Raw genomic sequence first — 26,788 nt, forward strand, 5'->3', positions numbered from 1 at the left:
ATGGCTCGTAGAATTATGTTAGTACCGATCTCTACCGGCGTTGGTCTTACCTCTGTCTCTGTCGGTTTAGTACGTGCGCTAGAACAAAAAGCAGTAAAAGTTAATTTTTTCAAACCCATTGCACAGCCTCGCGCAGGTGAAACTGGGCCAGAGAAATCAACGCTTATTATAACTCAAGGCTCCCCCATCACTCCCCCGACTCCCTTTGCGTTAGACTACGCTGAACAAATGATTGGTGATGGCAAGGGTGATGATTTACTGGAAGAAATTGTCGAACGATTTGAAAGCACTATCAGTAATGATGAAGTAGCAATTATTGAAGGTATGGTACCCACTCGTCGCCAGCCATATGCTGGCCGTGTTAATCGTGAAATAGCCCAAACATTAGGGGCTGATATCATTTTTGTACTAACCCCTGGTAATGACAGCAACGACCAAATAGAAGATAAATTAGAAATTGCTGCAGGTTATTATGGGGGTGTTGGCCATGCCCGTGTACTTGGTTGTATTTTTAACAAAGTCAACGCACCACTTGACCAAGAAGGTCGAGCTAGAGCCGATCTTGTCGACTCACATAAGCCTGATGAATTAGAAAACGAATTAAACCGTTTAGCTTCTTTGCCTATTTTTAGAAAACACCCGTTTATGCTACTTGGTTCAATTCCATGGGATTTTGAATTAGTTGCACCGCGTGTTAAAGACTTAAGTGCTTATTTAAACGCTGAAGTTTTAAATGAAGGTGATATGGCTCATCGACGTCTACGTCGGGTCACTTTTTGCGCTCGTACTGTGTCCAACATTCTCAATCACTTCACGCCAGGAGCTTTACTTGTAACTCCTGGCGATCGCTCTGATGTGCTGGTAGCAGCATGCTTGTCAGCAATGAATGGCACTAAGATCGGCGCCATATTATTAACAGGCGGTTTTAAACCTGAACCTCGGATTATGACCTTGTGCGAACAAGCAATGGCAACAGGATTACCTATTTTATTTACCGAAGCAGACACTTGGCGAACTTCGTTACTACTTCATAACTTTAATATGGAAGTTCCCTGTGATGATGTGCAACGAATTGATAAAGTTAAGCATCATAACGCAAGCCATATCGATTCAGATTGGCTGGACACGCTAGCTAAAAGTGTGGGTAAAACGCGGAAAATGTCTCCTCCTGCATTTCGCTATTTACTAACAGATAAAGCCCGTCATGCAAATAAAACCGTTGTTTTGCCTGAAGGTAACGAGCCTCGTACTATTAAAGCAGCTGCTATTTGTGGCGAGCGTGGCATAGCGAAGACCATTTTATTAGGCGATAAAGAAGAAATACACCGAATTGCCAGTCAACAAGGTGTAGAGCTGAATGAGAATGTGACCATTATTGAACCTCAATCAGTTCTTAATGATTATGTCGCACCTATGGTAGACATACGAAAAAGTAAAGGTTTAACCGAAGTGGTAGCACAAGAGCAGCTGCAAGATAACGTGGTACTTGGTACCATGATGTTAGAGCGTGGCATTGTTGATGGTTTAGTCTCTGGTGCAGTTAATACTACTGCAAACACAATCAGACCACCGCTACAATTAATTAAAACCGCGCCTGGCTCCTCTCTAGTTTCATCTGTATTCTTTATGCTATTACCCGATCAAGTATTGGTCTATGGTGACTGTGCTATCAACCCGGATCCTACTGCTGATCAGCTGGCTGATATTGCCATTCAATCCGCTGATTCAGCTGCAGCATTTGGAATTGAACCTAGAGTTGCCATGATCAGTTACAGTACTGGCACATCAGGCACCGGCGCGGATGTTGAAAAAGTACGTGAAGCAACTAAGTTAGCTCAGCAAAAGCGCCCTGACTTAATCATTGATGGTCCATTACAATACGATGCCGCAATCATGGAAAATGTAGCCCTGAAAAAAGCGCCTGATAGCCCTGTAGCAGGTAAAGCAACTGTGTTTATATTCCCAGACTTAAACACCGGTAACACCACCTATAAGGCGGTGCAAAGAAGCGCAGACTTAATAAGCATAGGTCCCATGCTGCAAGGAATGCGTAAGCCAGTGAATGACTTAAGCCGTGGTGCATTAGTTGATGATATCGTCTATACGATAGCGTTAACGGCTATCCAAGCCGCACAAGTGGCTAAATAGTCACCACTATTGAACGGTAAAGTAATGCGTTGCATTGCTTTACCTATTCATTGTCGTTTATCTACCCATATTAAAAATGAACGCTAAATTAATATGTTACATGGGTTATACCTTTTTAATCCCATTGTTATCCACAGAAATTGTGGACAAGATATCCCTTTTATTCAACGCTTTTTAGCTATACTATTAAATCTGCAAGGTGGTTAAATCAAAAGGTTTTTAATGTCAAAACAAACGCTACAGCTTCACAACACCGAATTTACCATTCATAGTCTTGATGTTAATAGCACCATTCCTGCTGATTTATTTAAGCAAACCCTTTTTTTTATTGCTAAAACCTACGATGAACTTTCAATAGTTTGCCCAAGTGACTTAGCCATAGACAGCCTTGATGCTGAACATAATTGGCTAGCACTGGAAGTCGTTGGGCCTCTCGGTTTCTCGTTAACGGGGATTATGGCCAATATTTCTGGGGTATTAGCCCGTGCAAAGATATCTATTTTCGCCATTTCCACTTACGACACAGACTATGTGCTAGTTAAAAAACAATCTATAAATGATGCAATAGCAGCATTAAAGAAAGACGGTTACACTGTTATCAAAGACCCGCAATAAACAATGAACAGTACTGATATAATTTACCTGCCACAGCAGCAACTAGACACCAATACAATCGCTATTTGTAGTCCGTTTAGCGGTAAAGTACGACCTTTAAATGAGCACCCTGAAGCATTTTTTCGCTACGGTACACTTGGCCCAGGTATTATGGTTGAACTCAGTAGTCATAAGATTTTATCCCCATTTGATGGCGTGTTACTGCAAGCACGAAATGCTGGAACTGAATTTATCCTACAAGCAAGCAACGGTTTAAAAATATTAATAAACTTACATTTTGACCAACAGTTCGATATTCATCATACCCACATTGCCCAACTTAATAATAGTAAAATAAGCAAAGGCCAGCGGCTGGCATATTTTGATCTACGGGATTTAAAAGTGCCTTTAATTGCCAGTTTGATTTTATTAAACGGCCACCAGCTAAAGCCGATGTATTATTCGTTGTCTCACGTAAGCGCGGGGACAGATAACCTTTTAACATTAACTAAGAAGTAAATGATATGACCACTCTTTACGGTATCAGCAATTGCGACACCATTAAAAAAGCTAAAAAATATTTAACTGATAAAAACATCGCCTTCACATTTCATGATTACCGTAAAGACGGTGTCGACCTAGCTATGCTCACAGAATTTGCCGCGCATTTAGATTGGCAAGATTTAGTGAATAAACGTGGTACAACTTACCGCCAATTATCGGACGAGCAAAAACAAAGCCTTAACAAAGACACGGCACTTGCCCTATTAGTTGAACAACCAGCAATGATCAAGCGTCCAGTAATGACTCATGATTCACAGTATTACCTCGGGTTTAAAGCCGCGCAATATGATGAGATATTTTCAGTATGAGCAACCCCGTAATTGAACTAGCACAAGCGCTGATCCAACGTCGCTCAGTGACACCTGAAGATGCAGATTGCCAAGCAATGATGAATGAACGCTTAGCAGCGCTTGGTTTTAATATCGAATCAATGTTTTTTACCGATACCTTAAACACATGGGCTAGAAAAGGTCAGCAGTCGCCACACTTTTGTTTTGCCGGTCACACTGATGTTGTACCAACAGGACCTGAGAAGAATTGGCAACACCCTCCATTTTCAGGGTTAATACACGATGGTATGTTACACGGTCGTGGAGCCGCAGATATGAAAGGCTCACTGGCTGCTATGATTGTAGCTACTGAACGATTTGTCGATAAACACCCTGATCACAAAGGCTCTATTTCATTCTTGATCACCTCAGATGAAGAAGGCCCTTTTATCAATGGCACTACTAAAGTAATTGATACGCTTGAACAGCGTGGCGAAAAAATAGATATGTGTTTAGTGGGTGAACCCTCATCTCGTAATGAACTTGGGGATGTGGTGAAAAATGGCCGCCGAGGCTCTTTAACAGGTTTTTTGACCGTTAAAGGCGTTCAAGGACATGTTGCATATCCTCATTTGGCTAAAAATCCGATTCATATCGCTGCACCAGCACTTACTGAGTTAAGCCAAACTCAATGGGATAATGGCAATGAGTTTTTCCCTGCGACTAGCTTTCAGATTTCAAATATTAATGGTGGTACTGGAGCTGGCAATGTGATCCCAGGCGAGCTTGAAATCCAATTTAATTTTAGATTCAGTACTGAGGTCACCCATGAACAATTGCAGCAACGTGTTAATGCTATTCTTAAGCACTATGACTTTGAGTATGAGTTGAGCTGGATAGTTAATGGCCAGCCTTTCATTACTGAAGGGGGTCCATTGATTGACGCCACCGTGGCCGCTATCAAATCAGTAACTGGCCGAGATACCGCTCTTGAAACCTCCGGCGGGACCTCTGATGGTCGTTTTATCGCACAAACAGGCGCTAAAGTGATTGAGTTGGGCCCTCGAAACGATACTATCCATAAAGTAAACGAGTGTGTTAGCACTGATGATCTAGTTGCCCTGTGCGAAGTGTATGAGCAAATCTTGGAGCAATTATTAACATGAGTTGTTTATCACTCAGCCCGTCACTATTAGCCGCATGTGCAACGGGCTGTAGTGATGCACACTTAGTTGATTGTGGCCAACATCGTATTCATGCCAATATAGTTGATGATTTTATAGCACTCAAAAATGCGGCAGCCCAAGCAGGTTTTGAGTTAACAATCGCGTCAAGTTTTCGAGATTTTGAACGACAAAGTGTAATTTGGAATGCGAAGTTCTCAGGCGCTAGGCCTATTCTTGACCAACATCAGCAAGCAGTTGATATATCGGATTTATCTGAGCTTGAAATTTGTCATGCTATTTTACTTTATAGTGCACTACCTGGTGCAAGCCGCCACCATTTTGGTACTGATGTTGATATATATGACCAAGCAGCAATCCCTCCAGACTATAAGCTACAACTAGAGCCACATGAATATACTATTGGCGGGCCTTTTGCGGCGATGACAAATTGGCTAGATAACAACTTAGCTAAATTTGGCTTTTACCGCCCTTATCAAAGCTATTTAGGTGGTGTAGCGCCAGAGCCTTGGCATATAAGTCATATAAATCAATCCCAACTCATGTGTGATGTTCTTAATTTAGATGTACTCACTAAACAAGTTCAGCACAGTGATCTATTGGGTAAGCAAACCATTTTGGCCCACCTACCCGAGCTATATGAACGCTATGTCACAAATATAGCCAGACCACCGCAAGACACCGTACTCGCACCTTAAGCTGGCTTGAGTATTATATCTGCTCCGCCGGTTTAGCCGTTAAAAAAACCAGTACAGCGCCAAGTATAATGGCGCTTGCGATAACAAACTGTAAAGTAAGAGCCTCCGCTAACAAGACCATACCAGCAATCGCAGCAATCACGGGCACACACAATTGTACAACAGCCGCTTGACTGCTTTTTAATAATGGCAAAGCAAGATACCAGATGCTATAGCCAATTCCAGATGCCACTGCACCTGATAAGCACGCTAAAATAATACCCTGTAAGCTAATTTGCGCAGCAACCGAGAGCCCGATGATAATTAATACCGGTAACGCAATAAGGCTTTTGGCAAAGTTATACGTCGTTGCTTTTAAAGGTGCTGCACAGCTTTTACCACGAATACTGTATACGCCCCAAGCGATGCCGCTTATTGCCATTAAAATAGCAGGAAAAAGTGAAGGTACTGCAGCTGATGGCAGCATTAGATAAATAAAACCAGCTAAAGCTGCAACAAAAGCAAACCATTGTACTATCGATAATCGCTCTTTTTTAAAGATGCCCCAGCCTATCATGGTCAATTGCACCGCAGAGAATAAAATTAACGCGCCTGTGCCTGTATCAAGCTCTACATATGCAATAGAAAAACACAGTGCATACAGCAGTAAGCTCATGCTACTTCGCCAACTTCCCTGCTCTTTGTTAATAGCCGCATTAGTAGTAACGAGTTTCTTTTGTTGCAACAATAAAATAATCCCTAAACACACTGCACCGCTGAATAACCGTATGGCTGTAAAATTCCATGGATCAATATCACCACCCGCTAATGCCATACGGGCAAGTATAGAATTACCGGCAAAAGCTGCAAGGGCCAGCACAGTATAAATAATTGCTTTCAAATTTATTCCTTAATTAAGCGTTTTGATGAGGGTAATATCCACTCAGCGATCAGGTTATCAGTTTTTATAAGACCCTTATAGCGCAATATAAATTTCACCAATACCCTAGGTAGATCTGCACCCTTAGGTGGTTAATACTACGAATTTTTACATTGTTTATCATAGAAGGTTAATAAGTCTATGCTAATCTATATTAAAAGTTTAAAGGAGTGATCTGTGAAGCGTCGTTTTATAGTTGGATTAAGTCTTATATTAGCTGGGGTAAGTGGCTGTAGTACAGTAGGCTTTGGCGATCTATTCACTGATTATGCAACACAAATTAATCCGGTACGCCAAGCTATACGTGTTAATGACATCAGCCAAGCTCAACAACTTTTACCGAATAATAACCCATCTCATAGTAATTATTTACTCAATCAGCTAGAGCATGCCCGCGTTAACGATTTAAATAATCTAAATGCCGGCGCCCAAACGAATTACGAAGCTATATATCAGCAAATGGAAAACATTCGTCAAGCCGCTAAAGTGCAAGTATCCAGTGGCCTTGAACAAAGCAATGCATTATTAACTAATGACTCTGTCATTGCCTATGAGCCGGCACCTTACGAAATGAGTATGTTACATAGCTATAAAGCCCTTAACTATGTATTTGACAATGATATTGAGGGTGCGCTTGTTGAAGTACGCCGAGCGAACAAAGTACAAGTTGATGCTTTAACGCAAAACCAAGGGGAAATTGATGCCACAGTTAAAGAAGCGCAGCAGCATTACCCGAGTATGGATGAGATAATTAAAAATGTGAAAAATGGCTACCAAAATGCCTTTACGTTTTATTTATCTGCACTACTTTATCAAAGTAATAAACAATACGATGATGCCTATATTGACTATAAAAAAGCGCTAGAAATAAACCCTGATAACCTTTATCTACAGCAAGACGTCATGCGTTTAGCAAAGCAGCAAGGTTTTGAACAAGACTTAGCACAATTTACACAACGCTTTGGTCAGCCCACACCAGTCAATAATAATGGTGAAGTGATTGTACTCATTGAGCAAGGCTTAGTCCCACAAAAGGACGAATTTGTATTACGTTTACCCATTTATACTTCTCGCGGTGATGCACGATTTTATAGTTTAGCGATGCCAATATACAAAGACAGCGCCTTTGTGCCTGCAATCAATCAAGTTAAGATTGCCAATCAACAAGTACCGCTAAACCCGTTAGTACGTATTGAGGCGCTAGCCGCGAAAACACTGGAAGAACAAACCCCCGCTAGAGTGACTCGCCAAGTTTTACGCTTAGTTGCCAAAGAAAAAGTACGTGCTGAACTGGCAAGAAGTGGTGGTGATGTCGGTAATATCTTAGCAAATATCTATAATTTGGCATCCGAGCAGGCTGATACACGGAGCTGGCTAACGTTACCAAATCAAATCAGCGTTGCACGCACAGATATTACAGCCGGAACGCACACTTTAACGGTTGGTAACAACCACCCAGATATAAACTTTGAAGTTAGTAAGCAAAGGTTAACTTTGATCTATCTAACCTCTATTAATAACTACTTTAACTCTCACGTAGTGCAACTTTAGGAGCTACTATGAAAATTTTAATACCGATACTCGCGCTATGTATACTTGCAGGGTGTTCCAGCAGGCCCACAACATCTGGCGTTACCGTGGAGCAATCAAGTGCGCAATACCAGCAACAGTTAAAAGTAAAAAACCCAGATCTTGGTAAAAGACTAGCCATTACAGATGTCAAAACGCGACAAACAAATCAGCTTACAGATGTCGTTGTCACGCTTACTAGTAGCTATAAGAAATCTCAGTATTTACAGTATCAGTTCACATGGTATGACAGCGATGGCTTTGTTATTAAGGGTAATCACTCGCCATGGCAAGCATTAACCTTGTTTGGTTTTGCAAATATTCAATTACCGGGCCTTGCGCCAACCACTGATGCAGTTACTTTTTCGCTTGCGGTACGTGAAGTATCAACCGAAGCACAAGAATTTGAAGATTAAGGAAATTAACATGAACACTATGAATAAAAAAGCCACACTAAAAACGCTTTCAGGGTATGCTTTAATCGGGTTAAGTGCATTTGCTTTATCAGGCTGTGCCAATAAAGCAGTTGTCAGTTACGGTGATGCTCAAGCAGTTGAAACCACAGACATTAACTTTGGCTCTACTGACTTGCAAAAAGTCGCCACCCAAATGACGGACTCACTACTTTCTTCGGCAGTAGTGGGCACAATGACAGCAAACAGCCGTCCTATTGTATTTGTTGAGCGTATTAAAAATAAAACCAGTGAACATATTGATACTGAATCAATCACTGACTCTATTTCAACACAACTTTTACGCAGTGGTAAGTTCCGCTTTGTCGATATGGGACGAGTTGAGGCTGTACGTGAACAACTTAACTTTCAAAATGTTGATGCCCTCGTTGATCCCTCAACCGCCGTTGCATTTGGCCAACAAGTGGGCGCGCAATATATGCTTTATGGCAACCTATCGAGCATAGTTAAATCCAATGAAGATAAAGCTGATGTGTATTATAAATTTACCATGCGATTAATGGATTTAAAAAGTGGTCTAGTTGAATGGGCTGATGAAACGGAAATTCGTAAAACGCGTGAAAAATCAACCTTTGGCTGGTAACAGCTAAGGAGTAAACATGAAATATTCAATTTTAACGCTATGTGCTGCACTGCTCATGTCTGCACCCACGTTTGCAGCCTATGAGCGAAACAAAGCCGTGCCAGTACAGCAAGTACTGTTTGGTGAAGTAAGATCCGTTCGCAACATTACCGAAAAAGAGCTGGTGCAAGATAAAGCTAACGGCTGGAAAACCTTTGGTGGAGCATTATTGGGTGGAGTTATAGGTAATCAGTTTGGTGGCGGTAGTGGTCGAACTGCAGCCACGATATTAGGTTCAGTGATTGGTGGCAGCGTAGCCCATAACAAACAGCAAACCAGTCATTATAATGAATATCATTTAGTCGAATTAATGATCAAGGTTGAAAACGGTGAGCAGTTTATGGTTGTTCAAGATCAAGACAGCCAAATGAGATTTAGCACTGGTGATGATGTTCGGCTTGTTTATTTATCAGACAACACTGTGAGAGTCGATAAAGCATACTAGGGCCTGTTGACCTTCCAAGGTTAGATCCGAAAAGGTCAACAGACCCTAAGTTTATTAACAAAAAAGCGAGCTAATTAGCTCGCTTTTTATTCAAAATCAAACCGCTAACTTTGTTGATAATTATTAAAGAAACGCTGCATTTTGCTCATAGCTGCGCTTAAATCGTCTTTATTTGGTAAAAACACCAGTCTAAAATGATCAGGGTTAGGCCAATTAAATGCCCGACCATGTACTAATAATATCTTCTCTGCTTTAAGTAAATCTAAAATCATTTTTTCATCATTTTTGATATTAAAACGTTCTGTATCTACTTTTGCAAAGGCATACAGCGCCCCGTTGGGTTTTGTGCATGAGATCCCATCAATGGCATTTAACCCGTGCCAAGCTATATCACGCTGCTCATATAAACGACCACCGGGATTTATTAAGTTATCTATCGATTGAACGCCGCCTAAAGCTTGTTGTATCGCATACTGGGCAGGGACATTGGCACATAAACGCATAGAAGCAAGAATATCTAAACCTCTGCTTAAATCATCCATTAAATCTGTGCGGCCACTGAGTACCATCCAGCCCATACGGATCCCTGCTGCACGATATGTTTTCGCTAAGCCGTTAAATGTGATCACCGGCACATCATCACATAAAGACCCTATCGAGCTGTGACTTATGCCATCGTACAAAATCTTTTCGTAGATTTCGTCACTCAACAATAATAGTTTATGCTCTCTGGCAACATCAATGAGCTGCTGTAACAGATCATTGCTATAAACAGCTCCTGTTGGGTTATTAGGATTTATCAACACCAACGCTTTGGTTTTTGATGTAATTTTACTGCGAATATCAGCAATATCAGGGAACCAGTCTTGCTCTTCATCACATAAATAATGAACAGGATTACCACCGGCTAATTTTACTGATGCAGTCCAAAGCGGATAATCGGGAGCAGGGATCAGCACTTCATCATCGTTATTCAACAATGCTTGAGTGGTCATTTGTATAAGTTCGCTAACGCCATTACCGATATATATATTATCAACGTCTAAATTATATAAGCCGCGCTGTTGGTAGTGCTGATAAATAGCCACACGGGCTGAGTAGAGGCCTTTAGAGTCACAATAGCCTTGGGCTGAATATAAGTTACGAATAATATCTCGGTGCATATCCTCAGGCATGTCAAAACCAAATGCTGCTGGATTACCAATATTTAATTTAAGAACTTTTTGGCCTTCGTCTTCCATTTTACGTGCTTGTGCTAAAACAGGCCCGCGAATGTCATAACAAACACCTTCTAATTTGTGACTCTTTTTAATTTGTGACATTTCTACCTCTACTAGTGAACTCTTAGATTAACCTAGTAGGGTGGCAAAATGCTAGGGTATTTCATCACCTTAAAACTGAAATATATTCACGTACACAAGGGGGTATTCTAATTAACGCGATGCAAGCCAATTGGTTAATGCTTCTTTAGAACCTGAAACTTGTTGCTCAAGTTGTTTTGAGGCTTCGATAGCCTTTGCTTGTTCACCGTTATTTAAACTGTGCTCTATTTCTCTCGCCACATCAGATAAACTAGTGGCACCAAATTGCGATGCATTTGATTTTAAACTATGTGCATGACGTATAGATGCTTCGAGATCTTGGCCAAGCGTGTTTAACGTTTCAGCAGCTAAACGTTCAAATTCAGCACAACAAAAGACTAAAGTATCGCTAAACTGCTCTCCTAGTAATGATTCCATGCTTTCTAAAGCACTTTCATCAATAACAACTGTATTCATTTTTTATCCTTTTTATTATTCTGCTTTCTCACGCTATTACCTTACTTTAACTTTCTTAAGAAAAAAATCCACCTAATAGTTAGATAAAGCGTATAATTACAGCGTTTTCTAACTAATTGTTACAAGAATAGTTCATTTTATGTCTCGTGCCGTCTGTGAAAAATGCCAATTTAGCGCAACTACCTGTTTATGTGATGACCTAGTAAAGGTTGAAAATAGTCTTAGTATTATAATCTTGCAACACCCTAGCGAGTTAAAAGTCACAAAAAACACCGCAAAACTCTTGCCACTATGCACAGAACATTGCACGCTTGTGCAAGGACAAAGCAGTAGCGACTTTACAATTTTAAATACCTTACCTCAAGCAACGACTGCATTACTTTATCCTGACCCAGATGCCATTTTAATCGATAAGGTCAGTGAGCAAAGTCAAATATTTTCTCAGCAACTGACGCATTTAATAGTAATCGATGGTACATGGAAAAAAGCCTTTAAAATATTGCAATTAACACCTCTCCTGACGACCTTTAAAAAGATTAGTTTTGCAACAATTCCGCCAAATAGATACCGTATTCGTAAAGCCCCTAGGCCAGATAGCCTATCCACGCTTGAAGCGGTCGCACATAGCTTAATGTTAATTGAGCAGCTTGATCCGACCCCACTGTACCAAGTACTCGATGCTCTCAATGATAAACAAACTCAATTTATGCCTGAGCATGTCAAAACACGTTATTTAAAATAATGAATTTCCAGAGCCGTTTAAAGCGTGGCTTTTATCGTCAAGGCCCTGATTATCGTTTTGACGATCAAGTTGACTTCACCGATATAAAAGAAACATTCGGCTTTCGAACCATGACCGTGGGCAAGTGGGTTAGCAAAGAAGAGCTCTTTATTGCGGCTAATTTAATTTATGACGCGTTAGCAGATTTAGCGCAAATATTACAGCTTCCTCCTACTGCAATTGGACTCAGGGGAAAATTAAACTTCGCTTTTGGCCATGGCGGTCAACAACATGTGCAAGCCCATTATAATAGTGCAACACACACACTTGCTTTAGCTAAAAATGCTGGTGGCGGAGCCCTTGCCCATGAATGGTTTCATGCGTTTGACCATCATATTGCAACACATTTATACCCCAACTTTAGCGCCCGTTTTTTTGCCTCAAAGTTATGGTTAGAACACCCTATTAAGAACCCTCACCCACTTAACAAGGCTTTAGGCAAGTTCTACCAATCTATATTCTTAGATAGTAGCGGGCATCAAGCAAATGAATACGTTAAAAAATCAATGCTCATCGATAAACAACAAGAGTTGTTTTACATGAGTATGCCAGAAGAGCTTGCAGCACGTTGCTTTGAAGCCTGTATTGCTAACCATAATGAGATAACAAATTTATTTTTGGTCGACAACTTAACTGATTCTGAGTTAGTTTATCCAGATACTGAACACACCCTACAGAGTAAACAAGCACTCGACGATTATTTTCATAGTTTAGGCGCGTTATTAATTCGCTAAATCAATTCAACTGGTATACATCGGCCTTAGTGTGCGTTTGTAAGTTATTTTCAAGCCATGTAAGGTAATCAGTAAATGCTAATGGTCGGGAAAAATAATAACCTTGGCCAATTTCGCAGCCAAAGCTTTTGAGTCGTTTTAAACTTTGTATATCCTCAATGCCTTCTGCCACGACATATGAGCCTAAGCTCGCAGCAATATCACAGGTGGCACGACAAATCGTTTGATCATTTTTTGAATACTCAATATTCATAACAAACTGTTTATCTATTTTTATTTCATCAAACCCCATCTTGCTTAGATAAGCCAACGAAGAGTAGCCTGTACCAAAATCATCAATCGCAATTTTTAAACCTATCAATCGGTAATCATTTAACGCCGTTTTAATGTTGACGCCATCACTGAGTGTTGCCGATTCAGTCAATTCCAACATAACATTCGCTGCGTTTATCTGATACTCATTTAAAAGCGTTAAAAACAATACCGGCAACTCTTTACGCAATAAGTCTTTCGCCGAGATGTTTATTGAAATTATATGGTCAGGGTTAATCACTTGCAGCTGTTGCTGATATGCCAAGGCCTGCTCCACAACCCACTCAGTAAGCTCAAAAATCATTCCTGATGATTCTGCTATTGGAATAAACTCATCTGGCGGAACATGCCCCAGTCTAGGGTGCTGCCACCGTAATAATGCTTCAGCTCCATGTACTTTTCCTGTCGCTAAACATATTTGCGGCTGAAAAAATAAGCTCAGTTGATTCTCTTCTATCGCCTCTTTTAAAGACGACGCAACCTCTAAACGATATTGCGTCATACTCGAGTGCTGCGCATCATACATATGCCAACGCTCTCCATGTAATGGCTTAACACTCAGTGCTTGTAGCCCACATTGAATAAGCTGTTCTGCACTAGCTGCATGCAGCGGATAATTTGCCACTCCTATATCAACCTTATTTACAAAATGATTGCTGTTATGGCTAATTCCTTCGGCAAATACAGCCGTTGTTACACAGACAAACTGCTCGATCTGACTTAATTCTAGAACCCCATTGGCAACAAATGCATAGGTACTATCATCTAGCCGCGCTATATAGTGACGATGGAGTTTAGTTGCTTCTACTTTTGCTGCATTCATTACACTCAACTGATGAGCTAATTTAGCCATGGTAATTTTTATTTGCTCATTTGCGTGTTCATAACCAAAGTTAGCTCTAACATCTAATAATATCGCGGGCCTAAATAATATAATTGAATGTGATTCTGATAGCTTAATTTTGCTTTGCAGGCATTTGAATAATAGCTTTTTATTTGGCAATTTAGTTTCATCATCATGAAGCAAGCTATAATTATATTGCACGATTCGCGATCTATCTTGGATCAGCACCGCGCCAACAAACACGCAAGCGTTAAATACAATCAGCGTATCGTTAACTAGCGCCAAAGAATTTGGGAATAGTAAAGTGAGCTGCCATAAAACAGCTTGACCAATTATTAAATACCAAGCCAGTACATAAATTCCACTATACGAAGGATGAGTCTCTTTCCATTGCATATATAAAAAGATAAGTATGGCCGTTTCAATTGTGAACCCAGCAACTAATAAATATGTAGCTAATTCGTAGGGTAAAATACTGGCTATAATGCTACATGTAAAAATAGCCAACAATAAAACGGGTAGTCTTATGTGTGCAATAATGATCCCTCTACTGCCATAGCTTGACCGCATTACAAACATGCAAGCAAAAGCTAATGCTGCAATAAAACATGTAGCACTGCTTTTCAAGGCAACACTTAGTGGCATCGAGGGCGTAACAAAAGCAAGTAAACCTTTACTGATTAACATACCTACCAGTACAGACAATAAATAAGAAAACAGATAAATGAATTTGATATGCCGTGATAGAAAATAAAAAGCTCCGCTGATCGCCATTGCAACAACGAGCAACACAGCGAGTGTTGCAATCGTAAATAGCTGTTGTTTCACAAGCTGATAAAAAGCTTGCTCAGGTATGATATTTATCTCGATTTGGGTATTTTTATTATGTTTTAAATAAACCGCAGCCCAACGCCATTGGCTATTAGCGTCTAACACACTATAAGGGGTTATCTTATTTACAAATGCACTGTGCAGATGGGAGCTACTCAACAACTCAAAGCGGCTATCTAATAAGCGATAATCAATGATGTCAACCTTAGTCCCGTCAAGGTATAACACCTGATCTTCACTCTTATCAATTGAATTAAGATCAACAAGAAGCCAATATCCTGTGTTCGCCTGTAAGCTTAAAGAATTCACCTGCTGGGGCTTTGTCGTTTTTATTAGTGAATTAAAATCAGGTAGGCTTTCAGGCTGTTTATCGGTACTGGTAAGGATCGCATTTTCAATTACGCTTGCATATACAAGCGAACTGAGAGTGCTGCATAACAGCAGTACAGTCATCAGTAAAAATTTACCCAGCATGCGATTATCCCCCACTCTCACTCCATGTGCCGATTGAGCTATGTAAAGTATGGAAGGTATATTTATAAATGCCAGTAAATGGTGTAAATCAATGCAGTAAAAATAAAAAAAGCCTGGGTTCAGGCTTTTCTATCGCTAATTAATTTTACATGTTATTCATTTTTATCGTCACTGATTCTGCTTGCAACAGCGCTATTTTGGTCTTTATATTTAGCATCTTTGCGTGTGTTATAAGGGTTAGCAGCAGGACCAGACATTGTTTCAAAGCTCATTGCACCAATTTTCATCATAGGTCTAAGCGCCAAAGGCAGTTTACCCGAGTTATAAAACTCCAACACAATATTACCAGACCAGCCAGGATCAATACGATGCGCTGTAACATGCACCATTAGCCCTAAACGCGCTAATGATGAGCGCCCATCTAACCAACCAACAACATCAGCTGGAAGCGTAACTTTTTCATGGGTTATGGCAAGAGCAAGCTCACCTGGGTGTAAAAAAAATGCCTGCTCTTGAGCTAACACAATCTCATCACTCATGATGGATTCCATTGCTTTATTAAGCTGATCTTTAGGTCCACTAAGATCGACATAAGCGGCGGTATGATCTTGAAAAACGCGAAACTTATTACCCAAGCGTAAATCAACAGTCACACCTGAAATCATTTCATCACTTGGAGCTGGCTCGATAATAATACGTTGTTGCTCAATATATTCTTTAATATGGCTATCTGATAGTCTCATTTTTAATCGTCCGTAACCACAATCTCTAAAGGATTATGATGGGGTTGTTGATAATAAAGCTGGCTTGCAATTAAACGCGCGGCGCTGGCATATGTACTGCTAATAGCCGCTGTGTTGTCACTAGCAATTAACTTACCCTGCTCTGAGTATTCGCGAATATCTATTGCTAGTGGGATGTGTGAAAGTACCGGCACGCCATGACGTTGGGCTAACTTCAGTGCGCCATCTTTACCAAACACATGGTTTGGCTCGCCACAATGCGTACATAAAAAGTGGCTCATATTTTCAATCAAACCTAGCACGGGTACATTTACTTTATTAAACATTGCAATGCCCTTTTGCGCATCAGCAAGGGCTAAGTCTTGCGGCGTGGTTACAATAATAGTACCACTGGAAGGCACTTTTTGGCTCATGGTCAATTGAATATCACCAGTGCCTGGTGGCATATCAACAATCAAGTAATCAAGTTCACCCCAGATGGTTTCGTTTAACAATTGTGTTAAAGCACCTGATGCCATAGGACCGCGCCATACTGTGGCATCATCACTGGGTACCAAAAAACCAATTGATTGGGCTTTTATACCATTAGCATCAAATGGGTATAATTGTTTGTCATCTTTTGCTGTTGGCGTAGCACCAACTAATCCGAGCAACATAGGGATTGATGGACCATAAATATCCGCATCTAAAATACCTACTTTGGCGCCCTCTTGCTGTAATGCACCGGCTAAGTTAACCGCTGTGGTGGATTTTCCAACTCCCCCTTTACCTGATGCAACCAAAACAATATGTTTAATTTTTTTAAATTTACACACTGCAGGTAATTGCACAGATGAACTGATACGAACAGGTTGCTTAAGTTGCTCACTGACAAACTCACTCACAGCCTGCATCTCTGAACTAGCAGCAAACGGTAGAATCAGTTCAATAGATAAAGCTTTGTCATTATCAAATTCAATGTTTTTAATAAAAGACTCATCAATACCCACTGCAAATGCAGCACTACGATAAGCAGCTAAAGCGGCAATTATCGGTTGTTTTTGCACCGATTTAGAGGAGAATAATTTCGACAGTCCAAACATAGCAATAAAATAGCGTTTCTTTGATGAAAATTGCCTCGGAATTATGTAACATTCAGGGCATTAACACCAGTCAATTAATAAAAATCAGCTAGCCATGCTCGCTCAAACGAATGGTTTGCTGATAAAATTATGATTTTCATCCGTTCCTTTACCGGAACCGTCAATTCGGAATGATTATGGCACAGCGAAAGATCCTTATTACCAGCGCATTACCTTATGCCAATGGCCCAACTCACTTAGGTCATTTATTGGAATACATTCAAACTGATATTTGGTCACGTTTTCAAAAACTGCAAGGCCACGAAACATATTACGTTTGCGCCGATGATGCTCACGGCACACCAATTATGCTCAATGCGCAAAAACAAGGGATCACGCCTGAAGAAATGGTAAAAAACGTGAGCGTCGAACGTCAACGTGACTTTGCTGATTTTAATATCAAGTTTGATAATTACCACAGTACTCACAGCCAAGAAAACAAAGAGTTTAGTGAATTAATCTATAATCGATTAAATACTGCAGGCCACATTAAAAAACACACTATTTCGCAACTATTTGATCCTGAAAAAGGCATCTTCTTACCCGATCGCTTTGTCACCGGAACTTGCCCAACATGTAAGTCTGAAGATCAAAATGGCGACAGCTGTGATGCGTGTGGTGCAACATACAGCCCAACAGAGCTCATCAACCCACGCTCAGTTATGTCAGGTGCCGAGCCTGTATTAAAAGATTCTGAACATTACTTTTTTGACCTGCCTGCATTTGAAGGCATGTTAAAAGAGTGGTTGCACTCAGGCACTATCCAACAAGAAATGGCAAACAAGCTTGATGAATGGTTTGCTGATGGCTTACAGCAATGGGATATCAGTCGCGATGCCCCTTACTTCGGCTTTGAAATTCCAAACGCACCGGGCAAATACTTTTATGTATGGCTAGATGCACCAATCGGGTATATGGCCAGCTTTAAAAACTTATGCGATACCAAAGGCATTGACTTTGATACGTTTTGGGCTGAAGGCTCAGAGGCAGAGCTTTATCATTTCATTGGTAAAGATATTATCTACTTCCACAGCTTATTTTGGCCTGCCATGCTTGAAGGCGCAAACTTTAGAAAACCAACCAATGTGTTCGCACACGGCTTTGTCACTGTTAATGGCGCAAAAATGTCTAAATCAAAAGGCACCTTTATCAAGGCACGCACTTATCTAGACAACTTAGATCCTGAGTTTTTACGTTATTATTATGCAGCTAAGCTTAACAGCGGTATTACTGACCTTGATTTAAATCTAGAAGATTTTGCTCAACGTGTTAACTCTGACTTAGTTGGTAAAGTGGTTAATATTGCAAGTCGCTGCGCGGGTTTCATTACTAAGAAGTTTGACGGCAAGCTAAGCGATACCATTATGCAGCCGGAACTACTTAAAGAGTTCCAAGCCGCCGCTGACGGTATTGCACAACATTATGAAAACCGTGAATACAGCCGCGCAATTCGTGAAATTATGGCACTTGCTGACAAAGCTAACCAGTTCATCGATACTGCTGCACCATGGGTATTAATTAAAGATGAAGCAAAGCAGGAAGAAGCACATCAAGTTTGTTCACTAGGCCTTAACTTATTCCGCGTGTTAATGACTTACTTAAAACCTGTGCTTCCGGGAATGGCTGCAAATGTAGAAGCGTTCTTAAATGATGAGCTTACTTGGCAAGGTACACAAACTGCGTTGATTAATCACGCGATCAATAAATTTAAACCGTTAATGCAACGTGTAGAAATGGATAAAGTAAACAAAATGGTTGAAGAGTCAAAAGAAAACTTACTCGCTGAAAAAGACAAAATTGATCCAAATAGCCCATTGGCAAAAGAGCCAATTGCCGATGAAATCGAATTCGATGACTTTGCCAAAGTAGACTTACGTGTAGCTAAAATTGCCAAAGCAGAACACGTTGAAGGTGCTGATAAGCTATTAAAACTTACTCTCGACTTAGGCGGTGAAACACGCCAAGTCTTTGCTGGTATCAAGTCAGCCTATGCACCTGAAGACATCGAAGGTAAGTTAACAGTGATGGTGGCAAACCTTAAACCTCGCAAGATGCGTTTTGGTATGTCTGAAGGCATGGTGTTAGCAGCAGGTCCAGGTGGTAAAGAAATTTATATCTTAAACCCTGATGATGGCTCAGAGCCGGGTATGCGCGTGATGTAATACAACGAGGTTGTATATTGAAAGCCGCTTTGTGAAGCGGCTTTTTTGTACTTTATTGTTTAGTGAAAGAATTAATTTAATCTAAAGCGGTTTAAATGATCAGTTCATTTTTGGATCTGAGCGCTTCACCGCTTTACCATCAGCAAAATTAGCTACCTCAGTAATGATTGCACCTTCACTTCCCGCCATCTGCCAATGTCTCGATAAAACCTGTTGTAGATTGGTAAATGTACCCGGTAAGCCTTCAACAATATGCTTTGCTTGCACTTTTCCACCCCAATGGATAGGAGGAACTTTAACTTCAGGAAAATCAGCCATATTATCTTCACCGATACCTGCAATATAGCTTTTCCCCCACCTGACTAACCAACCTTCGCGTTTTGCGGCAGTCTCTTCTCCATCTACATGCCAATGCTCGGCAAGCATTTGATTAGGTAATAAAAATATATCTAGCAGCATATACAAGTTTTTCTGGTTATTCTCATAAGTGATCCCGGAAAGCCCAACTTCTGCGAAGCGCCCCGAGTTATAATCCATTACCCATAAATCATCACGGATCCCATCATAAATTGGGTATTGATGGTATTTCATTAAAGCAATGATTGCATCTTTCGCTTTTTCTTTATCAAATTCACCTTTGCTATTGTAAAAATAAGCATTTTCAAACTTTATTGAGTTTAATTGTTTATCTGGTGTTGCTTCATTAGCCACCACTTGAGATACAAACAATAATGCAGAGACTAAACATGCAGTCAAAGTTTTCATTTATCTTCCTCTTAACATTGTCAGAATAATCGATAGGCCTAAATTTCAGCCAATAGTTTAAGGTAATAGCTCACTCTGATTGTAAGACAAAAAATAAGTAAAAAGAAGGCAATATATTGCAAGGCAAATCAAAACCAGCCCGAATTGGTTAACAAAACTTATTACTAAGATTATATATTAACTGCATTATATAAAAGGTTGAGTCTTTAAATAGAGCAAATAGTCCAGCCACCCTTTTGTAATGTGAATTGGTAGTGTAAAAACACTGCTGTTTTTTATCAATAAAAACAATACATAATTAACCAGTTAGATTTTCCAACTATTGGTTAATAGGGAACAAACAAAAATTAAACCAACCTATATTACCAATACCCACAAACAACCTTTCAAATTCCCAACATCTGTATTACAATAAAATGGAATTTATAGCTTGGTTGCAAATCGAGTTACTGGAAGGCTCAACATAAGCGCCTTCTTTAAGAGCCTTTACTTAAGTAAATAGCATTAAGCTCATACCCTTAGGTATCACTAATTAGTTGACTAAATACTGAGAACTTAAATATGTCTAAAAAAATTGCACTAATCACTGGCGCTACCGGTGGTATTGGTTTCCAAGTAGCTAAACGCCTTGGTGAAGATGGTTATACAGTGGTACTTAACGGTATCGAAGATGAAGTTGGCGCTAAGCGTGTGGAAGAACTAACAGCGGCTGGCATTGAAGCTGAATATTATGGTTTTGATGTAACCAATGATGAAGCTGTCACAGAAAACGTCACTGCAATTGGTAACAAATACGGCCAAATTGACGTTGTAATCAACAACGCTGGCGGCCTAGGTGGTCGTAGCCCTATCGAAGGTATGACAACTGAGTTTTTCCGCTTTGTAATGGCGCTTAATCTTGACAGCGCGTTTTTTGTTTCTCGTGCAGCCATACCATTTATGAAAAAAACAGAAGGTGGTTCAATCATTAACTACACTTCAAATGCAGCATGGAATGCCGGTGGCCCTGGTGCTGGTATTTATGGTACTTCAAAGGCTGCAGTGCACACATTAACACGTGCACTAGCGAAAGAGCTTGCACCTGCAGGTATCCGTGTTAATGCAGTATCTCCAGGTACTATCGACACACCTTTCCATGCCCAAATTAAAGAAACTAAACCTGAAGTATTCGCTTCATGGAAAGACAGCATTATGCTAGGCCGTCTTGGTCAACCAGAAGACGTGGCTGGCGTCATCTCGTTCTTAGTAAGTAAAGATGCTGCTTTCATCACTGCTGAAACCATCCAAATCGGTGGTGGTCAAGCTTTAGGTATTTAATTCATATCGTGACAAGGTATACACAACACTGATTTAGCCCGTCAATTAGTTGTTTTTATATATTGTCATGGCTTGAAAATTAAAAGCCGTTTGTAGCTTACTTAGCTTACAACGGCTTTTTCTTATGCCACCTTTACAATGAGTTTAATTCTTTTAGAAAGCGATTTTTACGAGGTAAATAGTAATTATCATAATCTAACGATGCAATAACGCGCTTTGCTTTACCAAGCAGTTCGGCTCTGGGCACAAGGCCAATCACACGAGAGTCTGCACTGTGATCTCTGTTATCACCCATCGCTAGATAAAACCCATCTGGTATCACGATTGTATCGAATGACTGCATTTTAGAGGTATATTTCGAGACGCGAATTTTATGTTTTATTCCTAGCAAATTTTCTTGCTTTGTTTCGCTCAAACCAAGTTCAGCAAGTGTTACGTAACCGAGCTTTTCACCATTAATTGTTAACTTATTATCTTTAAAATTAATGCTATCACCTGGTACACCAATGACCCGTTTAATGAGACGATTATTTGCAGCTACTGAGTCAAATACGATGATATCCCCTCTACTTGGCTGCCCTAGTGTTAGCAAAGATATTTTAGTAAATGGCACACGCAGATCATAAGCCATTTTATCTGTAAGAATTCTATCGCCTTCAATGATTGTAGGTTGCATTGATCCCGTTGGTACTTCATACCAATCAGCAACCGCACTTCTAAAAACACTCATCAAGCAAATAAAAACAATTAAGGAGCGATTATTCTTCCAGATTTTATTTAAATATTTCATATTTTTCGTCCGTTTATTAAGTATCTTATCAATTGACTCGAGCCACTTCATATCAGTTCACTGGAATTTGTAACAAAGAATGAATGGTAAAGTTTGAAACAAACAACAATACCATCCATTCGTACTAGTGATTTTTGCTTGTATTTAAATAATACTTATTGGAAACAAAATAATAAAACATAAGTATATGGAAATTACTCAGGCACCCACTAATCAACTAACTAACGCTAAATCTTTCTTAGACTTACTCCCTGGTAAAATTATTGATATTCAATTTACTAATCCTTTATCATTTCGTTTTAAGCTAACATTAGTTGGTTATGAGGCAGGAAAGTACCTTATTCTCAAGTACCCGAAACAAGCTAAGCTAAATGAGTATTCAGATATACTCAAAGAAGGTAACGGCGCAATCGTACGCTACATTGTCGAAGGAGAACGAGGTGAATGTGTTGCTTTTTCAACCACCATACTGGCAATATCAGTGCGCCCTGAAAAATTAATTTTCCTAGCCTACCCAAAACAAATTGAAAGCAGGCAACTAAGGGAAGTCAACCGATTACAAACACATATTCCAGCCAAAATAAGCATAAATAAAGATCAAAGCTTTAACAGCGAAAACTTACTCCAAGGAATAATAATTGATATTTCAGCCACAGGTTGCCGTTTTACAGTACATGTTAATTCTGGATTTCTAGCCTTGAAAAAGCGCCAAGTATTTGTACATTTACTGTCACCCATTGACAGCTCTGCGGTCATCATTAGTGCCCATGTGCGTAATAATCAAATGCAGGATAACCGGCTGAACGTAGGAATTGAATTCGCTGAACAAGAACGCGAAAAAGTACAAAAGCTGTTAGAGGTCTATGCCATTGATATTAATTAAGAAATTAAAAACCCTCTCATACTTTTTAGCACTCTTATTAGGCTTAAAATAAGAAACTAGCGCCACTATTGTTAAAAATGAGTAGTGGCGCGCACATAACTAAACAATATTTACTGGTTTTTATATTGCTCTTTGGCTTTGTCTAGCTCGCCATCAGAAATACCTAATGATGCGGCTGCTTCTTTAATTAGCTGTGGCTGAGTCATAACAAGCGCCATTAACGCTTGAAGCTTCTCTGGTGGAATACCTAATTGTTGCACTAACGCCATTGCCATCATCGGGTTTTGTGTAAACGCCTGAAAAAGCTCATGGACTTTTTCATCACTCACATTATGCTCTTTTAATGTTGCTATAATTGGGTTCATATTTTTACCTTACATCACTTTTAGTTGCACTAATTATATGGGCAAATAATTAGTTTTAAACAGGTATTACTTTTAAAGGTAATTATTCAACCTGTAACACGACTTTACCAGCATTTTCATTGCGCTCTAAAATTGCGTGGGCTTCATTTGCTTGTTGCCAAGGCATGGTTTTATAAATATTAAAATCAAAACGTTGGTTAGCAATATCATCGTAAAATTGGTTCACGAATTCATCGCGTAATTGGCGTTTAAATGCTTTGCTACGATTACGTAAAGTAGAGGCATGAAACGAAATACGTTTTTGTAAAAGCCGCGCAAAATCAACTTCAGCAAATCGGCCATCTAAAAACGCCAGCATAATAATTTGACAATCCATTGCCGCGATTGCGGCATTCTTATTTAAGTATCGGCCAGAAACAGGATCAACAATGACATTGGCTGTTAATGTGTGGGTTTGCATGTATTCAACAAAGTCATCTGTTTTATAATTAATTGCATGATCAGCCCCCAGCTCTTTGGCGTGTTGGCACTTTTCATCACTGCCTGCAGTTATGACGACGATAGCACCAACACGTTTTGCCATTTGGATTGCTGCGCCCCCAACACCACTGGCCCCAGCATGAATAAGCGCAGTTTGCCCCTGTTGTAAGTTACCTAACTGAAACAGCGCGCCATATGCGGTTAAATAAACCTCGCTGATAGCCGCCCCTTGCGCCATTGATAAACTCTCAGGTAATGCCATTATTTGCTCGGCATCCACCGCAACATATTCGCTATAAGCACCACCAGCACACAGAGTAAATACATCTTGATTTAGCCATTTACTATCTACCTCAGCACCAAGCTCGGTAACAGTACCAGCACATTCCAGACCTAAAATTGGGCTATCATCCTTTGGCGCAGGGTATTTCCCTTGGCGCTGCATACAATCAGCACGGTTAACGCCAATCGCAGCGACTTTGATAAGCACTTCAGTTGCATTTAATTCAGGCTTGCTGGTCTCGCTCAGTGACAAGTTTTGATTTTCATGTGCGATGTATTTCATTTTCGCTCCTGTGGTTTAATCTAATTTCCGCCATATTTCAGCTTCAACTAACTTACCATTTTCAGTGAGCGAATGATGCCATAAATCACCCTCAATTTTGTAATCAAAAGCCATTGTTTTACCCAGTAGCGAAGGTATGTTGCCATACGAGAAGGTTTCTATAAATTGCTGGTCTTTAATAACATAACTACCACCCCCAGCATAATGGAATTCGCCCCCTTTTTGCGTAATATAATTAAAATGGGTTTTAGTGATTAATTTAATAGATGATAGTTGCGGCGCTTTTGCTGTTACATAGCCGTCATTTACGGCGTATTTCCCCTCTACAAACTCCCAACTACCTAATAAAGGATTGGCTAAAGTGTGACTTGAAGCAAACAATAACCCAGCTAATACCAGTGCTCTCATATTATCTCCAATGCTTTTTTATTGATAAACACTCGCCGATTGTACCTTTAATTGATATTGTGCCGTATCATACTTCAGTCTTGATATTGGTAAAGCGCCAACTTTGTTTATACGGGTATACATCGTAGATGTGACCTGCTCGGATTTGCTGTTGACAGTTTTGCCAAAATGACGCCGTGAATATGTCGCTGTGATGATATTTAAATATTGAGAACGCGCGCTCATTTGCACTAAAAAATACCTTAAATTGGCTTGGAAACACGTCGTTATCAGCAATATCAAAATAACTCTGAGCACTTAGCTCATCTAATTGACTATCACTTTTTGGAATATCTCTAAAATTACACTCAGTTAGCGGACAAATTTCGTCATAATCATAAAACACCACACGGCCCCAGCGGGTGACTCCAAAGTTTTTCATTAACATATCGCCTGGAAATATATTTGCCCCAGCTAAGTCCTTTATAGCCTTACCATAATCAAGCATGACTTTGTTTAGCTGTTTATCATCGCATTGATTTAGATATAAATTAAGCGGCGTCATTTTCCTCTCAACATAGACGTGCTTTAAGATAAGCGCTTTTTCAGCCATCACCATACTACCGCCTATCATTTGTTGCATATGGCTTAGGAGTTCATCACTAAAGCGTGATAAGTCAAACGCTAAGTATCTAAATTCATGGGTATCAACCAACCGACCCACTCTATCGGCTTGTTTAACAAAATCATACTTTGCCATAACCTGAGCTTTGGTAGCTGTTTTTGGGGCATTAAACTTATCTTTTATCACCTTGTAAACGTACTCTGAGTTCGGTGTGGTAAATACCAACATGACCATTCCTGGCGTACCGGGAGCAGTAATGTACTTATCTGATTTCGGACTATTTTTTGTGGTATCTACCTTATAACGATAGAATTCTGTTTTAGCGTGTTTAATAAATCCAATTGCATTAAATAACTCAAAACGTTGCTTATGTGGCATAAGCACTGACAAATAATCAACATAACGAGCGGGTTGATCGGTATCTACCATAAAATAAGTACGCGCAAATCCAAACAATAAACTAAGTTGATCGGCCCCCATCATCACCGCATCGAGGAGTAAGCCTTTTTCAGTATTTAGTATGGCAATTGCAAAAGGCATATTATCGCCATTTTTGGCTATGCAACGACCTATCAAATAACAAGCTTTATTTCTGAAAAACAACGAATTGGCGTATTCAATATAACCATCATTTAAATTGATTAGCTCATAAACTTGGCGGCACTGCTGCTTTGCACCTAATTTTAAGGTGCGCTGTAAGATTGCCACATCACGGTCAAAGTCTATAAAATTCACTCTAAAAGCTTGCGCTAAAATCAGCTGCTTAACGGCATTTGAAAAACCACATTGCAAAGATATTCGCTTTACTAAACCATCAAATGGCCGAGGAGCTGTTCGATACTTTGCCTTTAAAACAAACAAATGAACGGTTCTTATTTTTTTATCGTGCCATATCGCACCAAATGTTGAATTAAAAAACGTATGGGCGATAGGTTCATTTTCATGATTGGCAACCATGGCAGCATAAATATTTTTTGCTTGCTGCCAAATACTCGCATCATTGAGCTCCGCATAGGCTATCAGCCTAACCACATGGCTGACATTTTCCACTTGGCGTTCATACACTTGCAATCGCGCCCGCATAGCTCCTTGCACATCAAGCCACAGCCTTTGTTCAAACCGACTTTGTGCACCTAACGTAATATTTAAAAACTCAGCAAACATGGCGTCAAAACCGGCAAAAACAGCTCGTGCCAATTTGGTGGCAATGACGTGCTCTAAAGCAGGATTATTAGTCAATGTAGGCACAATAGAGGATGGAAGGTTAGGCATATTTTTATCACTTATGGTGACTATTTTACTTTAGCTGTTTACACACCATAGCAAGCAGGCTTTAATTTAGATAA

The 26,788-nt window shown here is 40.0% G+C and carries 27 protein-coding genes; 15 read left to right on the top strand and 12 right to left on the bottom strand.

Going from position 1 to position 26,788, the window contains the following annotated elements:
* The 6 genes from pta (at position 1) to NQT69_RS02735 (ending at position 5,457) form a co-directional block, all read left to right on the top strand.
* Entirely contained in the window at positions 1 to 2,148 is a 2,148-nt protein-coding gene (pta, locus tag NQT69_RS02710; protein WP_256826169.1) for a phosphate acetyltransferase, read from the top strand.
* Between the two features lie 222 nt (positions 2,149 to 2,370).
* Entirely contained in the window at positions 2,371 to 2,763 is a 393-nt protein-coding gene (locus NQT69_RS02715; RefSeq protein ID WP_256826170.1) for an ACT domain-containing protein, read from the top strand.
* A gap of 3 nt (positions 2,764 to 2,766) precedes the next feature.
* Positions 2,767 to 3,261, top strand: a complete 495-nt coding sequence (locus tag NQT69_RS02720) for a PTS glucose transporter subunit IIA (protein WP_256826171.1) — start codon at positions 2,767 to 2,769, stop codon at positions 3,259 to 3,261.
* 5 nt (positions 3,262 to 3,266) lie between these two features.
* Positions 3,267 to 3,614: an ArsC family reductase gene (locus tag NQT69_RS02725; protein ID WP_256826172.1), complete on the top strand. Its 348-nt coding sequence runs from the start codon at positions 3,267 to 3,269 to the stop codon at positions 3,612 to 3,614.
* Positions 3,611 to 4,741 carry a succinyl-diaminopimelate desuccinylase gene (gene dapE / locus NQT69_RS02730; protein WP_256826173.1) on the top strand — a complete coding sequence of 377 codons (1,131 nt, stop codon included), beginning with the start codon at positions 3,611 to 3,613 and terminating at the stop codon, positions 4,739 to 4,741. Before NQT69_RS02725 ends, dapE begins: the two co-directional genes overlap by 4 nt.
* Positions 4,738 to 5,457, top strand: a complete 720-nt coding sequence (locus NQT69_RS02735; RefSeq protein WP_256826174.1) for a M15 family metallopeptidase — start codon at positions 4,738 to 4,740, stop codon at positions 5,455 to 5,457. The genes dapE and NQT69_RS02735 overlap by 4 nt, the downstream gene beginning before the upstream one ends.
* Before the next feature lie 13 nt (positions 5,458 to 5,470).
* On the opposite strand, the gene NQT69_RS02740 is transcribed toward NQT69_RS02735, so the two are convergent.
* Entirely contained in the window at positions 5,471 to 6,337 is an 867-nt protein-coding gene (locus NQT69_RS02740; RefSeq protein WP_256826175.1) for a DMT family transporter, read from the bottom strand.
* 216 nt (positions 6,338 to 6,553) lie between these two features.
* Here NQT69_RS02740 and NQT69_RS02745 point away from each other — a divergent pair, with 216 nt between their 5' ends.
* From NQT69_RS02745 to NQT69_RS02760, 4 genes are read left to right on the top strand one after another with little or no spacing between them, the layout of a single operon-like run.
* Complete coding sequence (locus tag NQT69_RS02745; protein WP_256826176.1) at positions 6,554 to 7,927, top strand: COG3014 family protein; 1,374 nt, start codon at positions 6,554 to 6,556, stop codon at positions 7,925 to 7,927.
* Positions 7,928 to 7,935: 8 nt separating this feature from the next.
* Positions 7,936 to 8,361, top strand: coding sequence for a YcfL family protein (locus NQT69_RS02750; RefSeq protein ID WP_256826177.1), 426 nt, complete (start codon positions 7,936 to 7,938; stop codon positions 8,359 to 8,361).
* A gap of 19 nt (positions 8,362 to 8,380) precedes the next feature.
* Positions 8,381 to 9,001 (top strand): penicillin-binding protein activator LpoB, encoded by a 621-nt coding sequence (gene lpoB, locus NQT69_RS02755; protein ID WP_372822931.1) that lies wholly within the window; start codon positions 8,381 to 8,383, stop codon positions 8,999 to 9,001.
* A 16-nt stretch (positions 9,002 to 9,017) separates the two neighbouring features.
* Entirely contained in the window at positions 9,018 to 9,485 is a 468-nt protein-coding gene (locus NQT69_RS02760) for a glycine zipper 2TM domain-containing protein (protein WP_256826179.1), read from the top strand.
* 104 nt (positions 9,486 to 9,589) lie between these two features.
* Here NQT69_RS02760 and NQT69_RS02765 read toward each other — a convergent pair whose 3' ends face one another.
* The gene (locus NQT69_RS02765) at positions 9,590 to 10,807 is read right to left on the bottom strand and encodes a pyridoxal phosphate-dependent aminotransferase (RefSeq protein WP_256826180.1); all 1,218 of its coding nucleotides are present in this window, start codon (positions 10,805 to 10,807) and stop codon (positions 9,590 to 9,592) included.
* Positions 10,808 to 10,918: 111 nt separating this feature from the next.
* Complete coding sequence (locus tag NQT69_RS02770) at positions 10,919 to 11,263, bottom strand: Hpt domain-containing protein (RefSeq protein ID WP_256826181.1); 345 nt, start codon at positions 11,261 to 11,263, stop codon at positions 10,919 to 10,921.
* A gap of 139 nt (positions 11,264 to 11,402) precedes the next feature.
* Between NQT69_RS02770 and NQT69_RS02775 the strand changes: the two genes are divergently transcribed.
* Both NQT69_RS02775 and NQT69_RS02780 read left to right on the top strand, forming a co-directional pair.
* Positions 11,403 to 12,005: a tRNA-uridine aminocarboxypropyltransferase gene (locus NQT69_RS02775; protein ID WP_256826182.1), complete on the top strand. Its 603-nt coding sequence runs from the start codon at positions 11,403 to 11,405 to the stop codon at positions 12,003 to 12,005.
* A complete protein-coding gene (locus NQT69_RS02780; RefSeq protein WP_256826721.1) occupies positions 12,002 to 12,778 on the top strand; it encodes a CLCA_X family protein in 777 nt (258 codons plus the stop codon). The genes NQT69_RS02775 and NQT69_RS02780 overlap by 4 nt, the downstream gene beginning before the upstream one ends.
* Before the next feature lies 1 nt (position 12,779).
* Here the strand turns inward: NQT69_RS02780 and NQT69_RS02785 are convergent, their stop codons facing one another.
* From NQT69_RS02785 to apbC, 3 genes are all read right to left on the bottom strand, one after another.
* Positions 12,780 to 15,254: a putative bifunctional diguanylate cyclase/phosphodiesterase gene (locus NQT69_RS02785; protein WP_256826183.1), complete on the bottom strand. Its 2,475-nt coding sequence runs from the start codon at positions 15,252 to 15,254 to the stop codon at positions 12,780 to 12,782.
* A gap of 137 nt (positions 15,255 to 15,391) precedes the next feature.
* Positions 15,392 to 15,982 carry a dCTP deaminase gene (dcd, locus tag NQT69_RS02790; RefSeq protein ID WP_256826184.1) on the bottom strand — a complete coding sequence of 197 codons (591 nt, stop codon included), beginning with the start codon at positions 15,980 to 15,982 and terminating at the stop codon, positions 15,392 to 15,394.
* Between the two features lie 2 nt (positions 15,983 to 15,984).
* Entirely contained in the window at positions 15,985 to 17,064 is a 1,080-nt protein-coding gene (apbC, locus tag NQT69_RS02795; RefSeq protein WP_256826185.1) for an iron-sulfur cluster carrier protein ApbC, read from the bottom strand.
* Positions 17,065 to 17,240: 176 nt separating this feature from the next.
* Between apbC and metG the strand changes: the two genes are divergently transcribed.
* Positions 17,241 to 19,265: a methionine--tRNA ligase gene (gene metG / locus NQT69_RS02800; protein WP_256826186.1), complete on the top strand. Its 2,025-nt coding sequence runs from the start codon at positions 17,241 to 17,243 to the stop codon at positions 19,263 to 19,265.
* A 99-nt stretch (positions 19,266 to 19,364) separates the two neighbouring features.
* Here metG and NQT69_RS02805 read toward each other — a convergent pair whose 3' ends face one another.
* On the bottom strand, positions 19,365 to 20,030 hold the full coding sequence (locus NQT69_RS02805; RefSeq protein ID WP_256826187.1) for a hypothetical protein: 666 nt from the start codon (positions 20,028 to 20,030) through the stop codon (positions 19,365 to 19,367).
* A 561-nt stretch (positions 20,031 to 20,591) separates the two neighbouring features.
* Between NQT69_RS02805 and NQT69_RS02810 the strand changes: the two genes are divergently transcribed.
* Positions 20,592 to 21,347 carry an SDR family NAD(P)-dependent oxidoreductase gene (locus tag NQT69_RS02810; protein WP_256826188.1) on the top strand — a complete coding sequence of 252 codons (756 nt, stop codon included), beginning with the start codon at positions 20,592 to 20,594 and terminating at the stop codon, positions 21,345 to 21,347.
* Positions 21,348 to 21,480: 133 nt separating this feature from the next.
* On the opposite strand, the gene lepB is transcribed toward NQT69_RS02810, so the two are convergent.
* Positions 21,481 to 22,137 (bottom strand): signal peptidase I, encoded by a 657-nt coding sequence (lepB, locus tag NQT69_RS02815; RefSeq protein WP_256826189.1) that lies wholly within the window; start codon positions 22,135 to 22,137, stop codon positions 21,481 to 21,483.
* Positions 22,138 to 22,324: 187 nt separating this feature from the next.
* Between lepB and NQT69_RS02820 the strand changes: the two genes are divergently transcribed.
* Positions 22,325 to 23,020, top strand: a complete 696-nt coding sequence (locus NQT69_RS02820; RefSeq protein ID WP_256826190.1) for a flagellar brake domain-containing protein — start codon at positions 22,325 to 22,327, stop codon at positions 23,018 to 23,020.
* A 110-nt stretch (positions 23,021 to 23,130) separates the two neighbouring features.
* Here the strand turns inward: NQT69_RS02820 and NQT69_RS02825 are convergent, their stop codons facing one another.
* The 4 genes from NQT69_RS02825 to aceK all read right to left on the bottom strand — a co-directional run bounded on the left by NQT69_RS02825 (position 23,131) and on the right by aceK (position 26,714).
* Entirely contained in the window at positions 23,131 to 23,385 is a 255-nt protein-coding gene (locus NQT69_RS02825; protein WP_256826191.1) for a DUF2999 family protein, read from the bottom strand.
* Between the two features lie 82 nt (positions 23,386 to 23,467).
* Positions 23,468 to 24,430 (bottom strand): zinc-binding dehydrogenase, encoded by a 963-nt coding sequence (locus NQT69_RS02830; RefSeq protein WP_256826192.1) that lies wholly within the window; start codon positions 24,428 to 24,430, stop codon positions 23,468 to 23,470.
* Between the two features lie 15 nt (positions 24,431 to 24,445).
* Entirely contained in the window at positions 24,446 to 24,838 is a 393-nt protein-coding gene (locus tag NQT69_RS02835) for a hypothetical protein (RefSeq protein WP_256826193.1), read from the bottom strand.
* 67 nt (positions 24,839 to 24,905) lie between these two features.
* Positions 24,906 to 26,714 carry a bifunctional isocitrate dehydrogenase kinase/phosphatase gene (gene aceK / locus NQT69_RS02840; RefSeq protein ID WP_256826194.1) on the bottom strand — a complete coding sequence of 603 codons (1,809 nt, stop codon included), beginning with the start codon at positions 26,712 to 26,714 and terminating at the stop codon, positions 24,906 to 24,908.
* Positions 26,715 to 26,788: the final 74 nt, after the last annotated feature.

The organism is Pseudoalteromonas shioyasakiensis, assembly GCF_024518675.1.
GTDB classification, from domain to species: domain Bacteria; phylum Pseudomonadota; class Gammaproteobacteria; order Enterobacterales; family Alteromonadaceae; genus Pseudoalteromonas; species Pseudoalteromonas shioyasakiensis_B.

What these genes read in the sequence shown, in the direction of transcription:
- pta (WP_256826169.1), top strand. Translation starts at nt 1, where the DNA reads ATGGCTCGTAGAATTATGTTAGTACCGATCTCTACCGGCGTTGGTCTT.
- NQT69_RS02715 (WP_256826170.1), top strand. Translation starts at nt 2,371, where the DNA reads ATGTCAAAACAAACGCTACAGCTTCACAACACCGAATTTACCATTCAT.
- NQT69_RS02720 (WP_256826171.1), top strand. Translation starts at nt 2,767, where the DNA reads ATGAACAGTACTGATATAATTTACCTGCCACAGCAGCAACTAGACACC.
- NQT69_RS02725 (WP_256826172.1), top strand. Translation starts at nt 3,267, where the DNA reads ATGACCACTCTTTACGGTATCAGCAATTGCGACACCATTAAAAAAGCT.
- dapE (WP_256826173.1), top strand. Translation starts at nt 3,611, where the DNA reads ATGAGCAACCCCGTAATTGAACTAGCACAAGCGCTGATCCAACGTCGC.
- NQT69_RS02735 (WP_256826174.1), top strand. Translation starts at nt 4,738, where the DNA reads ATGAGTTGTTTATCACTCAGCCCGTCACTATTAGCCGCATGTGCAACG.
- NQT69_RS02750 (WP_256826177.1), top strand. Translation starts at nt 7,936, where the DNA reads ATGAAAATTTTAATACCGATACTCGCGCTATGTATACTTGCAGGGTGT.
- lpoB (WP_372822931.1), top strand. Translation starts at nt 8,381, where the DNA reads ATGAATAAAAAAGCCACACTAAAAACGCTTTCAGGGTATGCTTTAATC.
- NQT69_RS02760 (WP_256826179.1), top strand. Translation starts at nt 9,018, where the DNA reads ATGAAATATTCAATTTTAACGCTATGTGCTGCACTGCTCATGTCTGCA.
- NQT69_RS02765 (WP_256826180.1), bottom strand. Translation starts at nt 10,807, where the DNA reads ATGTCACAAATTAAAAAGAGTCACAAATTAGAAGGTGTTTGTTATGAC.
- NQT69_RS02770 (WP_256826181.1), bottom strand. Translation starts at nt 11,263, where the DNA reads ATGAATACAGTTGTTATTGATGAAAGTGCTTTAGAAAGCATGGAATCA.
- NQT69_RS02775 (WP_256826182.1), top strand. Translation starts at nt 11,403, where the DNA reads ATGTCTCGTGCCGTCTGTGAAAAATGCCAATTTAGCGCAACTACCTGT.
- dcd (WP_256826184.1), bottom strand. Translation starts at nt 15,982, where the DNA reads ATGAGACTATCAGATAGCCATATTAAAGAATATATTGAGCAACAACGT.
- apbC (WP_256826185.1), bottom strand. Translation starts at nt 17,064, where the DNA reads ATGTTTGGACTGTCGAAATTATTCTCCTCTAAATCGGTGCAAAAACAA.
- metG (WP_256826186.1), top strand. Translation starts at nt 17,241, where the DNA reads ATGGCACAGCGAAAGATCCTTATTACCAGCGCATTACCTTATGCCAAT.
- NQT69_RS02805 (WP_256826187.1), bottom strand. Translation starts at nt 20,030, where the DNA reads ATGAAAACTTTGACTGCATGTTTAGTCTCTGCATTATTGTTTGTATCT.
- NQT69_RS02810 (WP_256826188.1), top strand. Translation starts at nt 20,592, where the DNA reads ATGTCTAAAAAAATTGCACTAATCACTGGCGCTACCGGTGGTATTGGT.
- lepB (WP_256826189.1), bottom strand. Translation starts at nt 22,137, where the DNA reads ATGAAATATTTAAATAAAATCTGGAAGAATAATCGCTCCTTAATTGTT.
- NQT69_RS02820 (WP_256826190.1), top strand. Translation starts at nt 22,325, where the DNA reads ATGGAAATTACTCAGGCACCCACTAATCAACTAACTAACGCTAAATCT.
- NQT69_RS02825 (WP_256826191.1), bottom strand. Translation starts at nt 23,385, where the DNA reads ATGAACCCAATTATAGCAACATTAAAAGAGCATAATGTGAGTGATGAA.
- NQT69_RS02830 (WP_256826192.1), bottom strand. Translation starts at nt 24,430, where the DNA reads ATGAAATACATCGCACATGAAAATCAAAACTTGTCACTGAGCGAGACC.
- NQT69_RS02835 (WP_256826193.1), bottom strand. Translation starts at nt 24,838, where the DNA reads ATGAGAGCACTGGTATTAGCTGGGTTATTGTTTGCTTCAAGTCACACT.
- aceK (WP_256826194.1), bottom strand. Translation starts at nt 26,714, where the DNA reads ATGCCTAACCTTCCATCCTCTATTGTGCCTACATTGACTAATAATCCT.